Consider the following 18,259-nt stretch of genomic DNA (forward strand, 5'->3'; position numbering starts at 1 on the left):
AATATTTACCGCCGCAGGGCACGCCAATGACTATGGATTTAAATAACCGCCTTACCGAAGATGAAACGCTGGAGCAGGCTTACGATATTTTTCTTGAGCTGGCAGGCGACAATCTCGATCCCGCAGATATCATTTTGTTCAACCTGCAATTTGAGGAACGCGGTGGCGCAGAGCTGTTCGATCCGTCAGAAGACTGGCAGGAGCATGTCGATTTTGACCTGAACCCTGACTTTTTCTCTGAGGTGGTGATTGGTCTAGGTGAAGCCGATGGTGAGCCGATTACCGATGTGTTCGCGCGTATTCTGCTGTGCCGCGAGAAAGACCACAAGTTGTGTCATATTCTCTGGCGCGAATGATCGCAGCATGACAATGAACGCCGGGCACTTGCCCGGCGTTGTGTTTTATAGCGGATCGACCTTCAGACAAGACACCGCATGACGGAAGCTGCCTTCCAACAATGGACGCGTTTTGGCACACTCCGGCCCGGCTATCGGACAACGAGTGCGGAATACGCAACCTGATGGCGGATTGATCGGCGACGGCAGTTCACCTTCCAGCAGCTGAATCTGTTTGTTCTTCTCCAGATCCGGGTCGGGAATCGGCACCGCTGACATCAACGCACGCGTATACGGGTGCTGCGGATTGCTGTAGACCTCATCGTAAGTCCCCAGCTCCACCGCATGACCGAGATACATCACCAATACACGGTCAGAAATGTGTTTAACCACCGCCAGATCGTGCGCGATGAAGATCAGCGACAGCCCCATCTCACGTTGCAGCTGCTGCAACAGGTTCACCACCTGCGCCTGAATCGACACATCGAGCGCAGAAACGGGTTCATCACAAATAATCAGCTTCGGTTCGAGGATCAACGCACGCGCAATGCCGATACGTTGACACTGACCGCCCGAAAACTCATGCGGATAACGGTTGATGAGGTTGGGCAGCAGGCCAACCTTCATCATCATGTTTTTGACCTTGTCCTTCACTTCCTGACGCGGCATCTTCGGATGATAGGTGCGCAGCGGCTCCGCAATGATATCGCCGATGGTCATACGCGGGTTGAGCGACGCCAGCGGGTCCTGGAAGATCATCTGGATATCACTGCGCGCTTTGCGCCACTCTTCCTGACTCTGTCCCAGCAAATCGCGTCCCAGCCACGCCACACGACCATCAGTGGCCTTCACCAACCCGATGATTGCGCGTGCCAGCGTCGATTTACCACAGCCGGATTCACCCACCACGCCGAGGGTTTCCCCCTCGTACAGGCGCAGGCTCACGCCATCCACCGCCTTCAGGGTTTTGGCGGGTTGCCAGAACCACTGCTTGCCATCTTTGATATCGAAATGCACCTTCAGATCGGCGATTTCCAGTAACACTTTTTTCTCAGCTACGGCGTTCATACTAACTCCTCCACCGGCTTGAAGCAGGCGCGCAGACGGCCTTCACCAAAAGGTTCCAGTGCCGGGGCTTTGGCACAGACATCCATCGCATGCGGGCATCGCGGTTGGAACGGACACCCCTGCGGCAGACGTAACAGGTTGGGCGGGTTACCCGGAATCGTCATCAGCGACTCCCCTTCGGCATCGAGACGCGGTACCGCGCTCAGCAGACCAATCGAGTACGGATGCGCCGGTTGATAGAACACATCACGCGCCCGGCCATACTCCATAGTACGCCCGGCATACATCACCAGCACCTTGTCGCAGATCCCGGCAACCACGCCCAGATCGTGCGTAATCATGATGATCGCCGTGTTGAACTCACGCTTCAGTTCGTTCAGCAGCGTCATGATTTGCGCCTGTACCGTCACGTCTAATGCGGTGGTGGGTTCATCGGCAATCAATAATTTCGGACGACACAGCAACGCCATAGCAATCATTACGCGCTGGCGCATCCCGCCGGAGAATTCATGCGGATACATTTTCATGCGTTTGCGTGCTTCCGGCATTTTTACCGCATCCAGCATACGCACTGACTCTTCAAACGCCTGGGCGTTGCTCATCCCTTTATGCAGCTTCAGTACTTCCATCAGCTGTTCGCCAACGCGCATGTAAGGGTTCAGCGAGGTCATCGGGTCCTGGAAGATCATCGCGATCTGCTCGGCGCGCAGTTTATTCAGCGTATTTTCCGGCAGGTTGAGGATCTCCTGGCCGTTAAATTTGGCTGATCCGCCAATGCGACCGTTTTTCGCCAGCAGTCCCATCAGCGCAAACGCGGTCTGCGATTTACCGGAACCCGACTCGCCAACGATACCGAGGGTTTCACCGGCTCGCAGCGAGAAGTTGAGATCGTTGACCGCAGTGACATCGCCATCGTGCGTACCAAAGGTGACACGCAGATCTTTAACATCTAACAACAGGTTGCTTCCCGCACGGGCCGCCATTGCTGGCTGAAATTCATGAATGGTCATCGGGAAACTCCTCAACGATCTTTCGGGTCGAGGGCATCACGCAGGCCATCGCCGATAAAGTTAAAACAGAACAACGTGATCACAAGGAAACCCGCCGGGAACATCAGCAACCAGGGGGAAACTTCCATCGAGTTTGCCCCGTCGCTTAACAACGCCCCCCAACTGCTCAGCGGCTCCTGCGTACCCAGGCCGAGGAAGCTGAGGAAGGATTCGAACAGGATCATGCTGGGTACCAGCAGCGAGGCATACACCACCACCACACCAAGGACGTTAGGTACGATATGGCGCAACACGATGTTCATCGTTGATACCCCACCAACCTGCGCGGCTTCGATAAACTCTTTACGTTTCAGGCCCAGGGTTTGCCCGCGCACGATACGTGCCATATCCAGCCACGACACCATGCCGATGGCGACAAAAATCAGCAGGATATTACGGCCAAAGAAGGTCACCAGCAGAATGACGAAGAACATAAACGGGAAGGAGTTGAGGATCTCCAGAATACGCATCATCACCGAGTCGGTTTTACCGCCAAGATAACCGGCAGCCGAACCGTACAAGGTGCCGACCAGCACCGCAATCAACGCAGAGGCAATCCCCACCATCAGCGAGATACGGCCACCGATGGCCACGCGCACCAGCAGATCACGCCCGGAAGAGTCGGTACCGAACCAGTGACCCGAAGTGGTATCCGGCGGAGCCGACATCATGCCCCAATCGGTATCGTCGTAGCGGAATTGCGACAGCATCGGCGCAAAAATCACAAACAGCGCGATCAGCACCAGCACCAGCAAACTGAGTAGCGCGGCGCGGTTATGAATAAAGCGACGACGCGCATCCTGCCACAGGCTGCGCCCTTCCACTTCCAGCTTTTCACTGAAGGCATCCAGAGCTTCGCTGTTTTTCTTACTTAACATCATGGGCGAACTCCGGCGTCAGTAGCGAATCTTCGGATCGATAACGGCATACAGCACGTCAACGACCGCGTTAAACACAATAGTCAGCACACCAACCAGAATGGTCAGGCTCATCACCAGCGAATAGTCACGGTTCAACGCACCATTCACAAACAGCTGACCAATACCCGGCAGGCCGTAAATCGACTCGATCACCATTGAACCGGTGATGATGCCGACGAAAGCCGGTCCCATATAGGAGATGACGGGCAGCAGTGCCGGTTTCAACGCATGACGCAGCACGATACGACGCAGCGGCAGCCCTTTCGCCCGCGCGGTGCGGATAAAGTTGGAGTGCATCACTTCAATCATTGAACCACGCGTGATACGCGCGATGCTGGCGATATACGCTAACGACAGCGCTACCATCGGCAGCAGCATATATTGCAGTTGCCCACCATTCCAGCCGCCGCCAGGCAGCCAGCGCAGGGTGATGGCGAAGATCAGCACCAGCAATGGCGCTACCACAAAACTGGGTATCACCACGCCGGTCATGGCGACCCCCATCACCGCGTAATCCCATAAACTGTTCTGTTTTAACGCGGCTATCACGCCCGCCGCAATGCCCAGCACCATTGCCAGCACAAAGGCGGCAAGCCCGAGCTTGGCTGATACCGGGAAGGCATGTCCCACCAGATAGTTAACGCTGTAATCCTTATATTTAAAGGAGGGACCAAAGTCGCCGTGCGCCAACTGGATCAGGTAATCAACGTACTGTTTGCCGATGGGGTCGTTGAGATGATATTTGGCTTCGATATTGGCCATGACTTCAGGCGCCAGGGTACGCTCACCCGTAAAGGGGCTGCCGGGGGCCAGTCGCATCATAAAGAAGGAGATGGTGATTAGAACAAAGAGCGTCGGAATCGCTTCAAGAATCCGGCGCAGGATGAATTTTAACATTGCCGTACCTACCAGGCTGTTGCTTCACAAAGTAATGGGCGGTGCCGCAGCACCGCCTCTGTCTTATAGCCTGTGTGCTATTAGTGTTTAATTATATAAAAGTTCTTATCGAGGGTTTTATCCAGCGGATCTTTGCCGGTGTAACCACCCACATAGGTTTTCACCAGACGCGCGTTCACGTAGTAGTAAACCGGCACGATGGTGCTGTCTTTATCCAGGATCTGCTCGGCTTTCTGATAATCGGCAGCACGACCTTTGGCGTCAGGCGCTTTAATTGCGTCTTTGATCACCTTGTCAAATTCTGCGCTCTTATAGTGCGAGGTGTTACTGCTGCTGTCAGATACCATGATGTTCAGGAACGACGTTGGTTCGTTATAGTCTGCACACCAGGCGGCACGGGACACATCAAAGTTGCCCTGATGACGGGTATCCAGGAAGGTTTTCCACTCCTGGTTTTCCAGTTTGATGTTCACGCCAATGTTTTTCTTCCAGATAGATGCTGCTGCGATCGCCAGTTTTTTATGCAGATCGGAGGTGTTGTACAGCAGGTTAAACGTCAGCGGTTTATCAGCGGTATAACCGGCTTCAGCCAGCAGTTTCTTCGCTTCTGCGTTACGTTTTTCCTGTGACCACTTGAACCAGTCTGGCGGCAGAATCTCCATGCCATCGGTAGCTGGCGGGGTGAAGCTGTAGGCTGGCTGCTGGCCCTGTGCCAGAACTTTGTTCACCATGATGTCGCGATCAAGGCCGAGTTTCAGCGCAGCACGCACACGCGGGTCAGTGAACGGTGCTTTCTGGTTGTTAATTTCGTAGTAGTAAGTACACAGATACGGATCTACGTGCAGTTCTTTCGGGTTATCACGTTGCAGCTTTTTGAACAGCTCGATCGGCATGTTGTTGTAAGTCATGTCGCTGCCGTTCTCGGAGAAGAAACGGTTCACATCACTGACTTCTGAGTTGATCGGCAGGAAAGTGACCTTGTTCAGCACGGTATGTGCGTTGTCCCAATATTCCGGGTTACGTACCAGCGTAATACGCTCGTTGATCACATGGTCTTGTAATTTAAAGGCACCGTTACCCACCCAGTTTTGCGGCTGCGTCCACTGGTCGCCAAATTTTTCAATTGCCGGTTTGTACACCGGAGACATCACGGAGTTGATCAGCAGTTTGTCGAAATAAGGCACCGGCTCGCTGAGGGTCACTTCCAGCGTATGATCGTCAAGCGCTTTTACGCCCAGATCGGTAATCGGTTTTTTACCGGCAATGATGTCATCAACGTTGGCGATGTGACCATATTGCGGATAGCTGGCGTACGGTGACGCGGTTTTGGGATCAACCAGACGCTCCCAGCTGTAAACGAAGTCCTGTGCTGTTACCGGCGCGCCATTGGACCATTTGGCATTTTTACGCAGATGGAAAGTCCAGACTTTAAAGTCTTTATTTTCCCAGCTTTCAGCAACACCCGGAACCGGTTTGCCATCGCTGTCGCTGACCAACAGACCTTCATACAGATCGCGCGCCACGTTGTCTTCCGGCACACCCTCAATTTTATGCGGGTCCAGAGATTGGACCTCGTCGCCATTACCGCGCACCAGCTCCTGCTTTGCTGCCAATTCAACGCCTGCTGGCACATTTGCTGCCAGCGCGGCATTCCCTGCCAGCGCGCCAATCGCCGCAACCACACCTAAGGCGATCAGGCTTTTTTTCGTGATGTTGTTCATTATTACGCTCCAGTTTTATTATCGTCACCGGGAAGTTAACACCGCCCGGCGTACCCCGTATCCGGGAGATCTCCGCCCTGTCTGGTCAGAGATCGCAATCACCTTTTCAGGTGTTGCCACGGTAACGTGCCGCCCGACTGTAGCGCCGGTTCAGCCCATTACTCAATGTTTCTTTATGTAATAGTATTTCAGATTGATGAGATCCTGCGGGTCCTGGCCGGTAAAGCCCCCCACCCAGGGTTTCACCAGTCGCACGCTGACACGGTAATAGACCGGAATGATCGCCGAGTCTTTATCCAGTTGCGTCTCAGCCTGTTGATAAAGCGCCGCACGCGCTGCCGCATCCGACACCGTGAGGGTTTTATTCATCAACTGGTCAAAAGCCGGGTTGCTGTAAAACGCGGTGTTAATTGAGGCACCAGTCAGCAACATATTCAGAAAGGTCGATGGTTCGTTGTAATCAGCGCACCAGGTCGCGCGCACCACGTCGTATTGCGCCTGATGACGTGTTTCGAGTAGCGTTTTCCACTCCTGATTCTGTAGCGTCACCACCGCACCAAGGTTTTTCTGCCACATAGAAGCCGCAGCAATCGCCTGTTTTTTATTTTGCTCGGAGGTGTTGTACAACAGCGTGAAACGCAGCGGGTGCTGATCATTAAAGCCGACTTCAGCCAACAGCTTTTTGGCTGCGGCATTCCGTTCCGCCTGCGTCTGCTTAAACCAGGCGGGCGGAGAAAGCGTGATGCCATCGGTAAACGGCGGCGTCAGGCTATAAGCGGGAATTTGCCCCTGCCCCATTACTTTCTGCGCGATGATGTCACGATCCAGCGTCAGCTTCAGCGCAGTACGCACCCGAGCATCGGTAAACGGTGCTTTCTTGTTATTGATTTCGTAATAGAAGGTGCACAGTAGCGGGCTGACTTTGACCTCATCACCGAGGTCCTGCTGCAATTTATGGAACATATCGGGCGGCACAACGCTGTTGGTCATGTCCGTGCCGCCGCTGCGATAGCGATTAACGTCGCTGTTTTCCGACGACAAGGGCAGATAAACACCCTCTTCAATCACCGTGTGGGCGTTGTCCCAGTAAAGTGGATTACGCTTCACCACGATTTTTTCATTCACCACCCACTGGCTCAGGGTATAAGGACCATTACTGACGTAGTGTTCAGGCTGAGTCCATTGTTCGCCCCACTGCTCCACCGCCGGACGATAAACCGGCTTCATCGCAGTGTTGGCGACCATTGAAAGGAAATAGGGAACCGGTTCAGAGAGCGTAACCTGGAAATGACGGGCATCCAGTGCTTTGACGCCCAGCGCTGTAGGTTTGGCTTTCCCCGACATCACCGCATCAATATTCTCCACATGCGCCGCCTGTAAATAGCTGGCATAAGGGGAAGCGGTTTTGGGATCAGCCAGACGCTGCCAACTGTAGACAAAATCCTGCGCCGTTACGGGTTCACCGTTGCTCCAGCGCGCGTTATCACGCAGGGTAAAGGTCCAGACGCGTCCCTGATCGTTCTGCCACTTTTCCGCGACGCCGGGCACAATCTTCCCGTTGTTGTCAGTGTTGACCAGACCATCAAGCAGGCTTTGGATCACATTGGATTCCGGTACGCCTTCGATTTTTTGCGGATCAAGGGACGCCACTTCGCTGCCATTATTAATCACAATGCGCTGGGTGTCGGATAATTGTGTCCCCACAGGAATCTCAGCCGCCTGGCTTTGGCTAAACAAACCCCACAGGCAAAAGGCGAGAGGTGAAAACGCCGTGACCTTCGCTACCTTCCATTTCATCAACAGAAATCAACCCTAAACATAAACCTGATAGCGTGTAAGCAAGAACCGTACACATTTTTGACTATCAGATAAAAAAATTGTGATGGTCCGAAAATTATCAGAACAAATACCCGCACGCCAAAGCTAAACCGCAAAAATGTTAGCTAATTCTCTTTTATCACGTCCTGGTGAGAAGGAAAAGTGTTAATTCTTAACCAGAATTATCATCTAATTCATTGATTTTAATTTATTTATATCAATTTATGCTGACATTATGCGCATGCGCGACTGGCTTATATTTTAAATGCGTTATATGCCATTAGTTAGCATTACAATGGCATATCTATTCACTAAAATAACCCCATGCAGAGGTTTTATTTATATCATTGGCAATTATGCCAGATATGATGCTGTGATAATTATCACAATAAAAAACGAGAATCACACAAGGGAAGGAGACGGCAGTAGCAAAATTGATATCAGCACTGCGCTGTTAAGTACGATGAATAAAAGCACTTAAATGGTGCAGTATTTTACCTGATTGCACCATTCAGGATCATCCATTGATGACGTGAGAAAAATTAAGCCAATTTTTAACTTAATAAACCAGGGAAAATGGCTTTTAGTCCGGTGACTACAAATTCAATGCCTAACGCCATCAACAGCAAACCCATAATACGGGTAATAACGTTGATTCCGGTCTGGCCAAGTACGCGAACCATTAACGGTGCCGCTCGAAACAACAGCCAACAGCAAAAGGCGAATATGGCAATAGCGACGGTGAATCCCAGCAGATTTTGCCAGTTGTGATACCGCGTACTCCAGACGATGGTGGAACTGATGGCGCCGGGACCGGCCATCAGCGGCAATGCCAGAGGCACCACACCAATGCTTTCGCGAATCGCGGTTTCTGATTTTTCCTGCTTGTTCTGCTTATCCTCACCCAACTTACCGCTGATCATCGACATGGCGATGGTCACCACCAGGATGCCACCAGCAATGCGGAAGGAATCAATGGAGATGCCGAACAGATGCAAAATCGCATCACCAAGGAACAGCGAGGTCCACAGGATGATCGCCACTGCAAGGTTAGCCGTAAGATTGGTTTTATTGCGCTCCGCAGCCCCCTGGTAGCTGGTCATGCTGATAAACACCGGAATGATGCCCACCGGGTTCACCAGGGCGAACAAACCGACAAAAAACTTAATATAGCCGGATAGATCAAGTAGCACGGGGGTCACAGTCAGCTCCAGAAATGGTCACAGTGAAAATCGCGCTTAATGTAGTGCAAAAGCCGGGAGAAAAACCAGTGGTTTAAGCAGAAAACTATGCTGCTTTTTTACCTTTAATCCAGTACATCTGACTGGCGTTAATGGCGAGTTACCACTTTGCTGCTGAGCAGTCGTCATTTTGTGGCGTCCGCGATTACTTTACTTGCGAAAGTGGGTGCTGAAAGGTGTCAGCTTGGGGCGAAATTGATCTGCATCATAATTCTCCTACCTCATCGGGGGTAATCTTACCCCATCGAAACAGAATCCTGAGGCTTTAGTATCCAGACCGGAAAACCTTTTTAGTAAGCAACTGCGAGTTCCTTCGCTTCTCCTGACCAGAGCACGACTATACTTCTGGATCCAGGCTTGTTTACTAAAAAAGTTTAACTTCCTTCAGGAGAACACCATGGCCGTAACTAATGTCGCCGAACTTAATGCACTGGTAGAACGTGTTAAAAAGGCACAGCGTGAATACGCCAACTTTAGTCAGGAACAAGTTGATGCAATCTTCCGTGCTGCCGCGCTCGCTGCTGCTGATGCACGTATCCCTCTGGCTAAGATGGCCGTTGCCGAATCCGGCATGGGCATCATTGAAGATAAAGTAATCAAAAACCACTTTGCTTCCGAATATATCTACAACGCTTATAAAGATGAAAAAACCTGTGGTGTGCTCGAAACTGATGACACTTTCGGGACTATCACCATCGCTGAACCTATCGGCCTGATTTGCGGTATTGTTCCAACCACTAACCCGACCTCTACCGCCATCTTCAAGGCACTGATTAGCCTGAAAACACGTAACGGTATTATCTTCTCACCACATCCGCGTGCTAAGGATGCCACCAACAAAGCCGCAGATATCGTGTTGCAGGCAGCTATCGCCGCTGGCGCACCGAAAGACATTATCGGCTGGATCGATGCCCCGTCTGTTGAGCTGTCAAATCAGCTGATGCATCACCCGGATATCAACCTGATCCTGGCAACCGGTGGACCGGGCATGGTGAAAGCCGCTTACAGTTCAGGCAAACCTGCCATTGGTGTGGGTGCCGGTAATACCCCGGTAGTGGTGGACGAAACAGCAGATATTAAACGTGCAGTTGCTTCCATCCTGATGTCCAAAACCTTTGATAACGGCGTGATCTGTGCTTCTGAACAGTCAGTGATTGTCGTCGACTCCGTTTATGAAGCAGTGCGTGAGCGTTTTGCCACCCACGGCGGCTATCTGTTGCAGGGTAAAGAGCTGAAAGCCGTTCAGGATATCATCCTGAAAAATGGCGCACTGAATGCCGCCATTGTTGGACAGCCAGCGCCTAAAATTGCGGAGATGGCCGGTATCACCGTCCCTGCTAACACCAAGATCCTGATTGGTGAAGTAAAACTGGTTGATGAATCAGAACCTTTCGCGCATGAAAAATTGTCCCCGACTCTGGCGATGTATCGTGCCAAAGATTTCGAAGACGCGGTGGGTAAAGCGGAAAAACTGGTTGCTATGGGCGGTATCGGCCACACCTCCTGTCTCTATACCGACCAGGATAACCAGGGTGAGCGCGTACACTACTTCGGCGACAAGATGAAAACGGCGCGTATTCTGATCAATACCCCGGCCTCACAGGGTGGTATCGGTGACCTGTATAACTTCAAACTGGCTCCGTCACTGACTCTCGGTTGCGGTTCATGGGGCGGTAACTCCATTTCTGAAAACGTGGGCCCTAAACATCTCATCAACAAGAAAACCGTGGCCAAGCGAGCTGAAAATATGTTGTGGCATAAACTTCCGAAGTCCATCTACTTCCGTCGTGGTTCTCTGCCAATTGCACTCGAAGAAGTGGCAACGGATGGGGCCAAACGCGCCTTCATCGTTACTGACCGTTTCCTGTTCAACAATGGCTATGCTGACCAGGTCACCCGCGTGCTGAAATCACACGGAATCGAGACTGAAGTGTTCTTCGAAGTCGAAGCTGACCCAACGCTCAGCATTGTGCGCAAAGGCGCTGAGCAGATGAACAGCTTTAAACCTGACGTGATTATCGCCCTGGGTGGTGGTTCACCGATGGATGCGGCAAAAATCATGTGGGTGATGTATGAACATCCGGAAACCCATTTTGAAGAACTGGCCCTGCGCTTTATGGACATCCGTAAACGTATCTACAAATTCCCGAAAATGGGTGTGAAAGCACGCATGATCGCCATCACCACCACTTCCGGTACCGGTTCTGAAGTAACGCCGTTTGCTGTGGTAACGGATGACGCGACCGGTCAGAAATACCCACTGGCTGACTATGCGCTGACTCCGGATATGGCGATTGTCGATGCGAACCTGGTGATGGATATGCCGCGTTCACTCTGCGCCTTCGGTGGCCTGGATGCGGTAACCCACTCGCTGGAAGCCTACGTCTCCGTCCTTGCCAATGAATACTCTGACGGCCAGGCGCTCCAGGCACTGAAACTGCTGAAAGAGAATCTGCCAGCCAGTTATAAAGAAGGTGCGAAAAACCCGGTAGCGCGTGAGCGTGTGCACAATGCGGCCACCATCGCCGGTATCGCGTTTGCTAACGCCTTCCTTGGTGTATGTCACTCAATGGCCCACAAACTGGGTTCTGAGTTCCATATTCCACATGGTCTGGCGAACGCCCTGCTGATTTGTAACGTCATTCGCTACAACGCCAATGACAACCCAACCAAGCAGACCGCCTTCAGCCAGTATGACCGCCCGCAGGCACGTCGTCGTTACGCTGAAATCGCTGATCATCTGGGTCTGAGTGCCGATGGCGACCGTACCGCGCAGAAAATTGAGAAATTGCTGGCGTGGCTGGAAGAGATGAAAACGCAGTTGGGTATTCCGACCTCAATTCGTGAAGCCGGGGTACAGGAAGCCGATTTCCTCGCGAAAGTGGATAAACTGGCTGACGATGCCTTCGATGACCAGTGTACCGGTGCGAACCCGCGTTATCCGCTGATTGCTGAGCTGAAACAAATCATGCTGGATACCTTCTACGGCCGTGAGTTTGTCGAAGCGACAGCCGAAGTGGCGGAAGCCGTTGACTTACAACCGGTGAAAGTGGTGAAAGCAGAGAAAAAAACCAAAAAAGCCTGAGTTTGAATAATAAAAAAACCCGCCTCGGCGGGTTTTTTTATGCATGCAATTTTATAATTCGGGCTGGCGATTCCCGTAAATGGCTTTTAATGATCCTTCATCAATCGCCTGTTTATAATGTTTACGGCAGACAGATATATATCGCTCATTTCCACCGATCACCACCTGCTCACCTTCACTAAAAGGCTTACCGCTGGCGTCGAGGCGTAAAACCATGCTGGCTTTACGTCCACAATGGCAGATGGTTTTCAGCTCAACCAACTTATCAGCCCATGCCAACAGATATTGGCTACCGACAAATAATTCGCCACGGAAATCGGTGCGTAATCCATAGCACAGCACCGGAATATCCATATTGTCGACCACATCCGACAACGCCCTGACCTGCTCGCGCGTCAGAAACTGGCTTTCGTCGACCAATACACAATGAAGCGGTTGACGGGCATGTTCTGCGGCTATTTCCACATCGAGTTGAGTTTCTGCATTATATAAGCAGGCAGGTGATGACAGACCGATACGTGAACTTACCTTGCCCGCACCAAAGCGATCGTCAATTTCAGCGGTATAGACCAGGGTGCGCATACCGCGCTCCTGATAATTATAGGATGACTGTAGCAGCGCCGTTGATTTGCCCGCGTTCATCGCTGAGTAATAAAAATAGAGTTGAGCCATTGGTAAATCTCTTCAGGGCCAAAATCAGATGCGTGCAAGTCTACCATAAAGGTATCACGCTGTAGCGCAGGATTGTTTTTATCATTTGCTCAAATTAACAGCATAAGTTCACTTAACAGAATGCCGCTTGAGCACGCAAATAGCACTCAATGATAAAGGAGTGGCCATGCCGACTTTTTATTCATTTTTATTCCTTTAGCGGATCAACTGTATGCCTTCAACGCACCTTTGAACCACAAACTTTAAGGGCTATCGAATACAATGTGACAAGTTAAATAGACTACATCTGTCGCTAAAAATGCCTTCTGCGTTTTAATTTACGTTTTACTTTTTAATCTGGCTATTGCAGTTATTTTTCTCCGCCACTATTATGAGCTGGCAGAACAACTCCCATTAAATATATTTTGAGATTAGGACAATGAGCGAAGCACTTAAAATTCTTAATAATATCCGTACATTGCGCGCACAGGCTCGGGAATGCACTCTGGAAACTCTGGAAGAGATGCTGGAGAAACTCGAAGTTGTGGTGAATGAACGTCGTGAAGAAGAGTCTCATGCGCAAGCAGAAAATGCCGAGCGTACGCGTAAACTCGAACAATATCGTGAGATGCTGATTGCTGATGGTATCGACCCGAATGAGTTATTGCAGGCTTTATCAGAAACTAAAGTTGCGGGTAAAACCAAGCGCGCAGCTCGTCCGGCAAAATATCAATATGTTGACGAAAATGGTGAAACCCGTACCTGGACTGGTCAGGGTCGTACACCAGCCGTGATTAAAAAAGCGATTGAAGAACAAGGCAAACAGTTGGACGATTTCCTGCTGTAACCCCACCAGTGCTTAGCAATTTTTGTGATTACACACCCATTTGGTGAATTCACCAGGTAAAAAAAAGGAAGCCTGAGGCTTCCTTTTTTCATGCATGATTACGCGTGGTAAAATTCACGATACCAGTCAACAAATTGCTGCACGCCTTCAGCGACGCTGGTTTGTGGCCGGAAATTGATCGCATCATACAATGGTTGCGTATCCGCGCTGGTCTCCAGCACATCTCCCGGCTGCATCGGCATCAAATTCTTATTTGCTTCGATGCCCAGGGCATTCTCCAGTGCCTTGATATAATCCATCAGGCTCACTGGCTGGCTATTTCCGATGTTATACACGCGATAAGGTGCTGAACTGCTTGCTGGCGTTCCGGTCTCCACCGTCCATTGCTCATCGGGTTGCGGAATCACATCCTGCAAACGCACAATGGCCTCGGCAATATCATCAATGTAGGTGAAGTCGCGTTTCATTTGCCCGTTGTTGTAAACATCAATGCGCTCACCTGCCAGCATTGCGCGCGTAAATTTAAACAACGCCATATCAGGACGTCCCCACGGACCGTATACCGTGAAGAAACGTAAACCGGTAGTGGGCAATTGGTAGAGATGCGAATAAGTGTGCGACATCAGCTCATTAGCTTTTTTGGTCGCCGCATAAAGTGAAACAGGATGGTCAACCGAATCATCAGTTGAAAAAGGCATTTTGCGGTTCAGACCATAAACTGAACTGGACGAGGCGTAAAGCAAATGCCCAATTTTATGGTGGCGACAACCTTCAAGAATATTCAGGTGCCCGATCAAGTTTGCATCGGCATAGGCATGTGGATTTTCTATGGAATATCGCACCCCTGCCTGCGCGCCTAAATGAATAACCCGGTCGAAACCTTGCTGCTCAAATAAAGAAGAAATGGCCTGGCGATCTGCCAGGTCCATTTTGCTAAAGCTGAATGCGGGATGTTGCGCTATCTGGTCAAGGCGGGCTTGTTTCAAGCCGACATCATAATAGTCATTAAGGTTGTCGATGCCGACAACCTGGTGACCGGCAGCCAGCAGACGCTGACTCACATGAAATCCAATAAAACCTGCTACACCGGTAACCAGAAACTTCATACATCCCTCATCTATTACGCAATTTGAATTGAAGCCCCGCGGCCGATTGCATAATAAACGAAACCGCGTTTGCTGATACGCTCCGGATCATACAGGTTACGACCATCAAAAATCACGGGTTGTTTTAATGCTGTTTTAATCACATCAAAATCAGGGGCACGGAAGTTTTGCCATTCAGTGCAAATCACCAGGCCATCAGCTCCCTGCAACGCCGCTTCTTTGGTACCCATAAGCTTCAGGTCGCTACGGTGTCCGTAGATACGCTGTGCTTCATCCATCGCTTCCGGATCGAACGCCTGAACGGTAGCACCTGCTTCCCATAACGTTTCAATCAGTACACGGCTGGAGGCTTCACGCATATCATCGGTGTTCGGTTTAAATGCCAGCCCCCACAGAGCAAACGTTTTACCACGCAAATCATCGCCGAAGTGACGTTTGATAAAGCCAGGCAGCTTGCTTTTCTGCGAGTCATTCACATCTTCAACCGCCTGCAACAGACGGGGTTTGTAACCGATAGACTCTGCTGTGCGGATCAGCGCCTGCACATCTTTCGGGAAACAGGAACCACCGTAGCCACAGCCCGGATAGATAAAGTGGTAGCCAATACGGGAATCAGAACCGATACCCTGACGCACCTTCTCAATATCCGCACCCAGTCGTTCAGCCAGGTTAGACATCTCGTTCATAAAGCTGATTTTGGTGGCAAGCATGCAGTTTGCTGCGTATTTGGTCAGCTCTGCACTACGGATGTCCATCAAAATCATACGATCGTGATTACGGTTGAACGGCTCATACAGCTCGCGTAACAGCTCAACCACGTCGTCATTGTCGGTGCCAATAACGATGCGCTCAGGACGCATGCAGTCATTAACCGCTGCACCTTCCTTGAGGAATTCCGGATTTGAAACCACATCAAACGCGATATTAGCATCACGTTTTTTCAGGGTTTCGGTCATCACTGCGCGCACTTTATCAGCAGTACCGACCGGTACTGTCGACTTATCGATAACCACTTTGTGATCATTCATATGTTGCGCAATGGTACGCGCAACCGCAGTCACATATTTCAGATCGGCAGAACCGTCCTCATCCGGGGGCGTCCCCACCGCGATGAACTGCATCACACCGTGGTTGACACCCTCTTCCGCGTTGGTGCTGAACTTAAGGCGACCTGCCTCATAGTTCGACATCACCAGCGGGGTTAAACCGGGTTCATAAATCGGAATGATGCCTTTTTTCAGGTTTTCGACTTTTTTCGCGTCGACATCAATACAGAGAACGTCATGTCCGACTTCGGCTAACACCGCAGCCTGAACCAGACCGACATAGCCGATACCAAATACAGTGACTTTCATTGAATTATCCTGTTTTTAATGGATTACTTTTTGTTTCCTACAGCGCCTTCAAGCCATTGGGTGAAATCTTTACCCAGAACCGGATGACGAACACCGTATTCAACAAAAGCCTGCATATAACCCAATTTGTTACCGCAGTCGTGGCTCACACCTTTCAGGTGGTAAGCTTCAACGGTCTCTTTTTCCATCAGCATGGCAATGGAGTCAGTCAGCTGAACTTCACCACCTGCACCCGGAGGGGTTTTTGCCAGCAAAGGCCAGATGTCAGCAGACAGTACATAACGCCCCACTACCGCCAGATTTGACGGGGCTTCAGCGGCTTTCGGCTTCTCAACCACACCGACCATCGGTGCGCTTTGACCCGGAGCCAGATCGGCACCTTTGCAGTCAACCACGCCGTATGCCGTCACGTCGGCAACCGGCTCAACCATAATCTGGCTACGGCCACTTTCTTCATAGCGAGACAGCATTTCTGCCAGGTTGTCTTTCGTCGGGTCGGACTCGTACTCATCGATGATCACGTCCGGTAGAATGACTGCAACCGGCTCATCACCAACTAGCGGGTGTGCACACATCACAGCGTGGCCCAGACCTTTGGCGATACCCTGACGAACCTGCATGATGGTGACATGCGGTGGGCAAATAGACTGGATTTCATCCAGCAGCTGACGCTTAACACGTTTTTCCAGCATCGACTCCAGCTCAAAACTGGTATCAAAGTGGTTCTCGATGGCGTTTTTAGAGGAATGGGTGACCAGCACGATCTCATTAATGCCGGCAGCGATACACTCGTTCACGACATACTGGATCAACGGCTTATCAACCAGCGGTAACATTTCTTTCGGGATAGCTTTGGTGGCTGGCAGCATACGCGTGCCCAGGCCAGCTACAGGGATTACCGCTTTTTTTACTTTTGACTTAAAGGCAGACATCAAGATACCTCTCTTATAGGCCGCTCAAGTTAATACTTGATATGTCGGTTTAAAAATCGAAATTGAGTATATCAGTTACTCTTTGACGGATTTATCCTGGATGAAGTTAATCCGCGGAATTTAAGACTATTACCCAAGTGTAAAGCTAAGCCCTGGTCCTGTCTTCAACCCGCGAAAAATATAAATGTAATCGTTTATTCTTCAGCCGATAACATCAGGCGGAGTCGGCCACCAGCGCCCCATACATGGCACTGCCAGGACTCGGCGCGTTGGCTAATTTGATTAAGATGCGTACTCCCCATAGTGCCAAGCGGTACGCCATTACTGAGTTGAATTTGATGGGTGTTAATGTGCAGGGTGGCATTCAGACCGGCTGACACCAGAATAAGGTTTTTCAGCTGCCGATGATAATAACCGACCAGCAGCGGGAATTGACCATTAAGGTTTGCCTGCCGCAACAACATATTGACCTGGCGCAGCAGACCATTTAACTCGGGCAACCGCTGCTTCTGACCGGAAAGTTGTTCCTGCAACAAGCCATTGAATAACGCACGCAGCAACAAGGCCGCCAGTACGCCATTATCACCCGCCCGGGTAACGTCCAGACAATAAAACGCCAGATCTTTATCTGACAGGGCAGCAATATCCAACACCAGGCCCGGCTGTTCTGCCATAGTGAGTTGTCGGTAATTGATTCGGCAATTGGCAATATTTTGTTGGACCGGAGGCTGCAATTGTTTCAGTAATTTTGCCGCCGCCAGAGGATCGCTCACCAGCGCATCCCAGTCCTGAAAAAGTTGTTCGTCTTCCTCAACTTTTGAGGTAAACATCGAAGGATAGAGACATTCGTACACCGCTTCGCGAAAACGATCGAGATTTCTCAGCGGTTTAAGCAGTACATCCTGAACGCCAAGGCGTAACACATGGGCAATATCCGCCATGTTCTGGGTAGCGGATATGATGAGGATTGGCACGCTGTTACCCCGGCTGCGGATGCGTTCTACGAACTGAATCCCACCCATACGCGGCATTTCCAGATCGCAAATGACCAGATCAACCGCCTGTGCGGTGAGCAGCGTCAGCCCATCAAGACCATCTCCGGCCTGCATGGTCTGCGCGCCAAGACTGATTAAAAAGTTATCAAGCAACGAACGGAAAACGACCTCATCTTCGACAATGAGTATCTTTTTGCCGATTAGCGGTTTTTCCATTCTCTCCCCCTGCGTACCAGACA

Annotated in this window: 15 protein-coding genes; 3 read left to right on the forward strand and 12 right to left on the reverse strand. The window is 50.9% G+C overall.

The genetic code is table 11. The annotated features are described in order from the left end of the window. The first annotated feature begins 26 nt into the window (after positions 1 to 26). On the forward strand, positions 27 to 356 hold the full coding sequence (locus tag AC6I8N_RS11265) for an HI1450 family dsDNA-mimic protein (protein WP_013509338.1): 330 nt from the start codon (positions 27 to 29) through the stop codon (positions 354 to 356). A gap of 45 nt (positions 357 to 401) precedes the next feature. Here the strand turns inward: AC6I8N_RS11265 and oppF are convergent, their stop codons facing one another. The 7 genes from oppF to AC6I8N_RS11300 all read right to left on the reverse strand — a co-directional run bounded on the left by oppF (position 402) and on the right by AC6I8N_RS11300 (position 9,010). Further along, positions 402 to 1,403, reverse strand: coding sequence for a murein tripeptide/oligopeptide ABC transporter ATP binding protein OppF (gene oppF, locus AC6I8N_RS11270; protein WP_021183066.1), 1,002 nt, complete (start codon positions 1,401 to 1,403; stop codon positions 402 to 404). Continuing rightward, complete coding sequence (locus tag AC6I8N_RS11275; RefSeq protein WP_021183065.1) at positions 1,400 to 2,413, reverse strand: ABC transporter ATP-binding protein; 1,014 nt, start codon at positions 2,411 to 2,413, stop codon at positions 1,400 to 1,402. Before AC6I8N_RS11275 ends, oppF begins: the two co-directional genes overlap by 4 nt. Before the next feature lie 11 nt (positions 2,414 to 2,424). Then, the gene (gene oppC / locus AC6I8N_RS11280) at positions 2,425 to 3,333 is read right to left on the reverse strand and encodes an oligopeptide ABC transporter permease OppC (protein WP_036625040.1); all 909 of its coding nucleotides are present in this window, start codon (positions 3,331 to 3,333) and stop codon (positions 2,425 to 2,427) included. A 15-nt stretch (positions 3,334 to 3,348) separates the two neighbouring features. After that, the gene (gene oppB, locus AC6I8N_RS11285) at positions 3,349 to 4,269 is read right to left on the reverse strand and encodes an oligopeptide ABC transporter permease OppB (protein ID WP_013509342.1); all 921 of its coding nucleotides are present in this window, start codon (positions 4,267 to 4,269) and stop codon (positions 3,349 to 3,351) included. An 80-nt stretch (positions 4,270 to 4,349) separates the two neighbouring features. Beyond that, a complete protein-coding gene (oppA, locus tag AC6I8N_RS11290) occupies positions 4,350 to 5,990 on the reverse strand; it encodes an oligopeptide ABC transporter substrate-binding protein OppA (RefSeq protein WP_208723532.1) in 1,641 nt (546 codons plus the stop codon). Positions 5,991 to 6,152: 162 nt separating this feature from the next. Next, on the reverse strand, positions 6,153 to 7,787 hold the full coding sequence (locus AC6I8N_RS11295; protein ID WP_497829073.1) for an ABC transporter substrate-binding protein: 1,635 nt from the start codon (positions 7,785 to 7,787) through the stop codon (positions 6,153 to 6,155). Positions 7,788 to 8,362: 575 nt separating this feature from the next. Beyond that, positions 8,363 to 9,010 carry a YchE family NAAT transporter gene (locus AC6I8N_RS11300; RefSeq protein ID WP_021183061.1) on the reverse strand — a complete coding sequence of 216 codons (648 nt, stop codon included), beginning with the start codon at positions 9,008 to 9,010 and terminating at the stop codon, positions 8,363 to 8,365. Positions 9,011 to 9,446: 436 nt separating this feature from the next. On the opposite strand from AC6I8N_RS11300, the gene adhE reads away from it, so the two are divergent. Then, on the forward strand, positions 9,447 to 12,134 hold the full coding sequence (gene adhE / locus AC6I8N_RS11305; RefSeq protein ID WP_021183060.1) for a bifunctional acetaldehyde-CoA/alcohol dehydrogenase: 2,688 nt from the start codon (positions 9,447 to 9,449) through the stop codon (positions 12,132 to 12,134). A 51-nt stretch (positions 12,135 to 12,185) separates the two neighbouring features. On the opposite strand, the gene tdk is transcribed toward adhE, so the two are convergent. Beyond that, entirely contained in the window at positions 12,186 to 12,806 is a 621-nt protein-coding gene (gene tdk, locus AC6I8N_RS11310; protein WP_021183059.1) for a thymidine kinase, read from the reverse strand. Between the two features lie 418 nt (positions 12,807 to 13,224). On the opposite strand from tdk, the gene hns reads away from it, so the two are divergent. Then, a complete protein-coding gene (hns, locus tag AC6I8N_RS11315; RefSeq protein ID WP_036625038.1) occupies positions 13,225 to 13,632 on the forward strand; it encodes a histone-like nucleoid-structuring protein H-NS in 408 nt (135 codons plus the stop codon). Positions 13,633 to 13,730: 98 nt separating this feature from the next. Here hns and AC6I8N_RS11320 read toward each other — a convergent pair whose 3' ends face one another. The 4 genes from AC6I8N_RS11320 to rssB form a co-directional block, all read right to left on the reverse strand. Next, complete coding sequence (locus tag AC6I8N_RS11320) at positions 13,731 to 14,738, reverse strand: NAD-dependent epimerase (RefSeq protein WP_021183057.1); 1,008 nt, start codon at positions 14,736 to 14,738, stop codon at positions 13,731 to 13,733. Between the two features lie 14 nt (positions 14,739 to 14,752). Continuing rightward, the gene (locus AC6I8N_RS11325; RefSeq protein ID WP_208723535.1) at positions 14,753 to 16,093 is read right to left on the reverse strand and encodes a UDP-glucose dehydrogenase family protein; all 1,341 of its coding nucleotides are present in this window, start codon (positions 16,091 to 16,093) and stop codon (positions 14,753 to 14,755) included. Between the two features lie 23 nt (positions 16,094 to 16,116). Next, complete coding sequence (gene galU, locus AC6I8N_RS11330) at positions 16,117 to 17,025, reverse strand: UTP--glucose-1-phosphate uridylyltransferase GalU (RefSeq protein ID WP_021183055.1); 909 nt, start codon at positions 17,023 to 17,025, stop codon at positions 16,117 to 16,119. Between the two features lie 194 nt (positions 17,026 to 17,219). Then, entirely contained in the window at positions 17,220 to 18,236 is a 1,017-nt protein-coding gene (rssB, locus tag AC6I8N_RS11335; RefSeq protein WP_021183054.1) for a two-component system response regulator RssB, read from the reverse strand. Positions 18,237 to 18,259 lie beyond the last annotated feature (23 nt).

The sequence above is a fragment of the Pantoea sp. X-Soil-TKNS-1279 genome (assembly GCF_059730565.1).

Excerpts from the sequence above, each read along its gene's own strand:
- oppB (WP_013509342.1), bottom strand. The coding sequence starts at position 4,269 with ATGTTAAAATTCATCCTGCGCCGGATTCTTGAAGCGATTCCGACGCTC.
- AC6I8N_RS11325 (WP_208723535.1), bottom strand. The coding sequence starts at position 16,093 with ATGAAAGTCACTGTATTTGGTATCGGCTATGTCGGTCTGGTTCAGGCT.
- tdk (WP_021183059.1), bottom strand. The coding sequence starts at position 12,806 with ATGGCTCAACTCTATTTTTATTACTCAGCGATGAACGCGGGCAAATCA.
- AC6I8N_RS11295 (WP_497829073.1), bottom strand. The coding sequence starts at position 7,787 with ATGAAATGGAAGGTAGCGAAGGTCACGGCGTTTTCACCTCTCGCCTTT.
- oppC (WP_036625040.1), bottom strand. The coding sequence starts at position 3,333 with ATGATGTTAAGTAAGAAAAACAGCGAAGCTCTGGATGCCTTCAGTGAA.
- hns (WP_036625038.1), top strand. The coding sequence starts at position 13,225 with ATGAGCGAAGCACTTAAAATTCTTAATAATATCCGTACATTGCGCGCA.
- rssB (WP_021183054.1), bottom strand. The coding sequence starts at position 18,236 with ATGGAAAAACCGCTAATCGGCAAAAAGATACTCATTGTCGAAGATGAG.
- AC6I8N_RS11320 (WP_021183057.1), bottom strand. The coding sequence starts at position 14,738 with ATGAAGTTTCTGGTTACCGGTGTAGCAGGTTTTATTGGATTTCATGTG.
- AC6I8N_RS11275 (WP_021183065.1), bottom strand. The coding sequence starts at position 2,413 with ATGACCATTCATGAATTTCAGCCAGCAATGGCGGCCCGTGCGGGAAGC.
- AC6I8N_RS11265 (WP_013509338.1), top strand. The coding sequence starts at position 27 with ATGACTATGGATTTAAATAACCGCCTTACCGAAGATGAAACGCTGGAG.
- oppF (WP_021183066.1), bottom strand. The coding sequence starts at position 1,403 with ATGAACGCCGTAGCTGAGAAAAAAGTGTTACTGGAAATCGCCGATCTG.
- galU (WP_021183055.1), bottom strand. The coding sequence starts at position 17,025 with ATGTCTGCCTTTAAGTCAAAAGTAAAAAAAGCGGTAATCCCTGTAGCT.
- adhE (WP_021183060.1), top strand. The coding sequence starts at position 9,447 with ATGGCCGTAACTAATGTCGCCGAACTTAATGCACTGGTAGAACGTGTT.
- oppA (WP_208723532.1), bottom strand. The coding sequence starts at position 5,990 with ATGAACAACATCACGAAAAAAAGCCTGATCGCCTTAGGTGTGGTTGCG.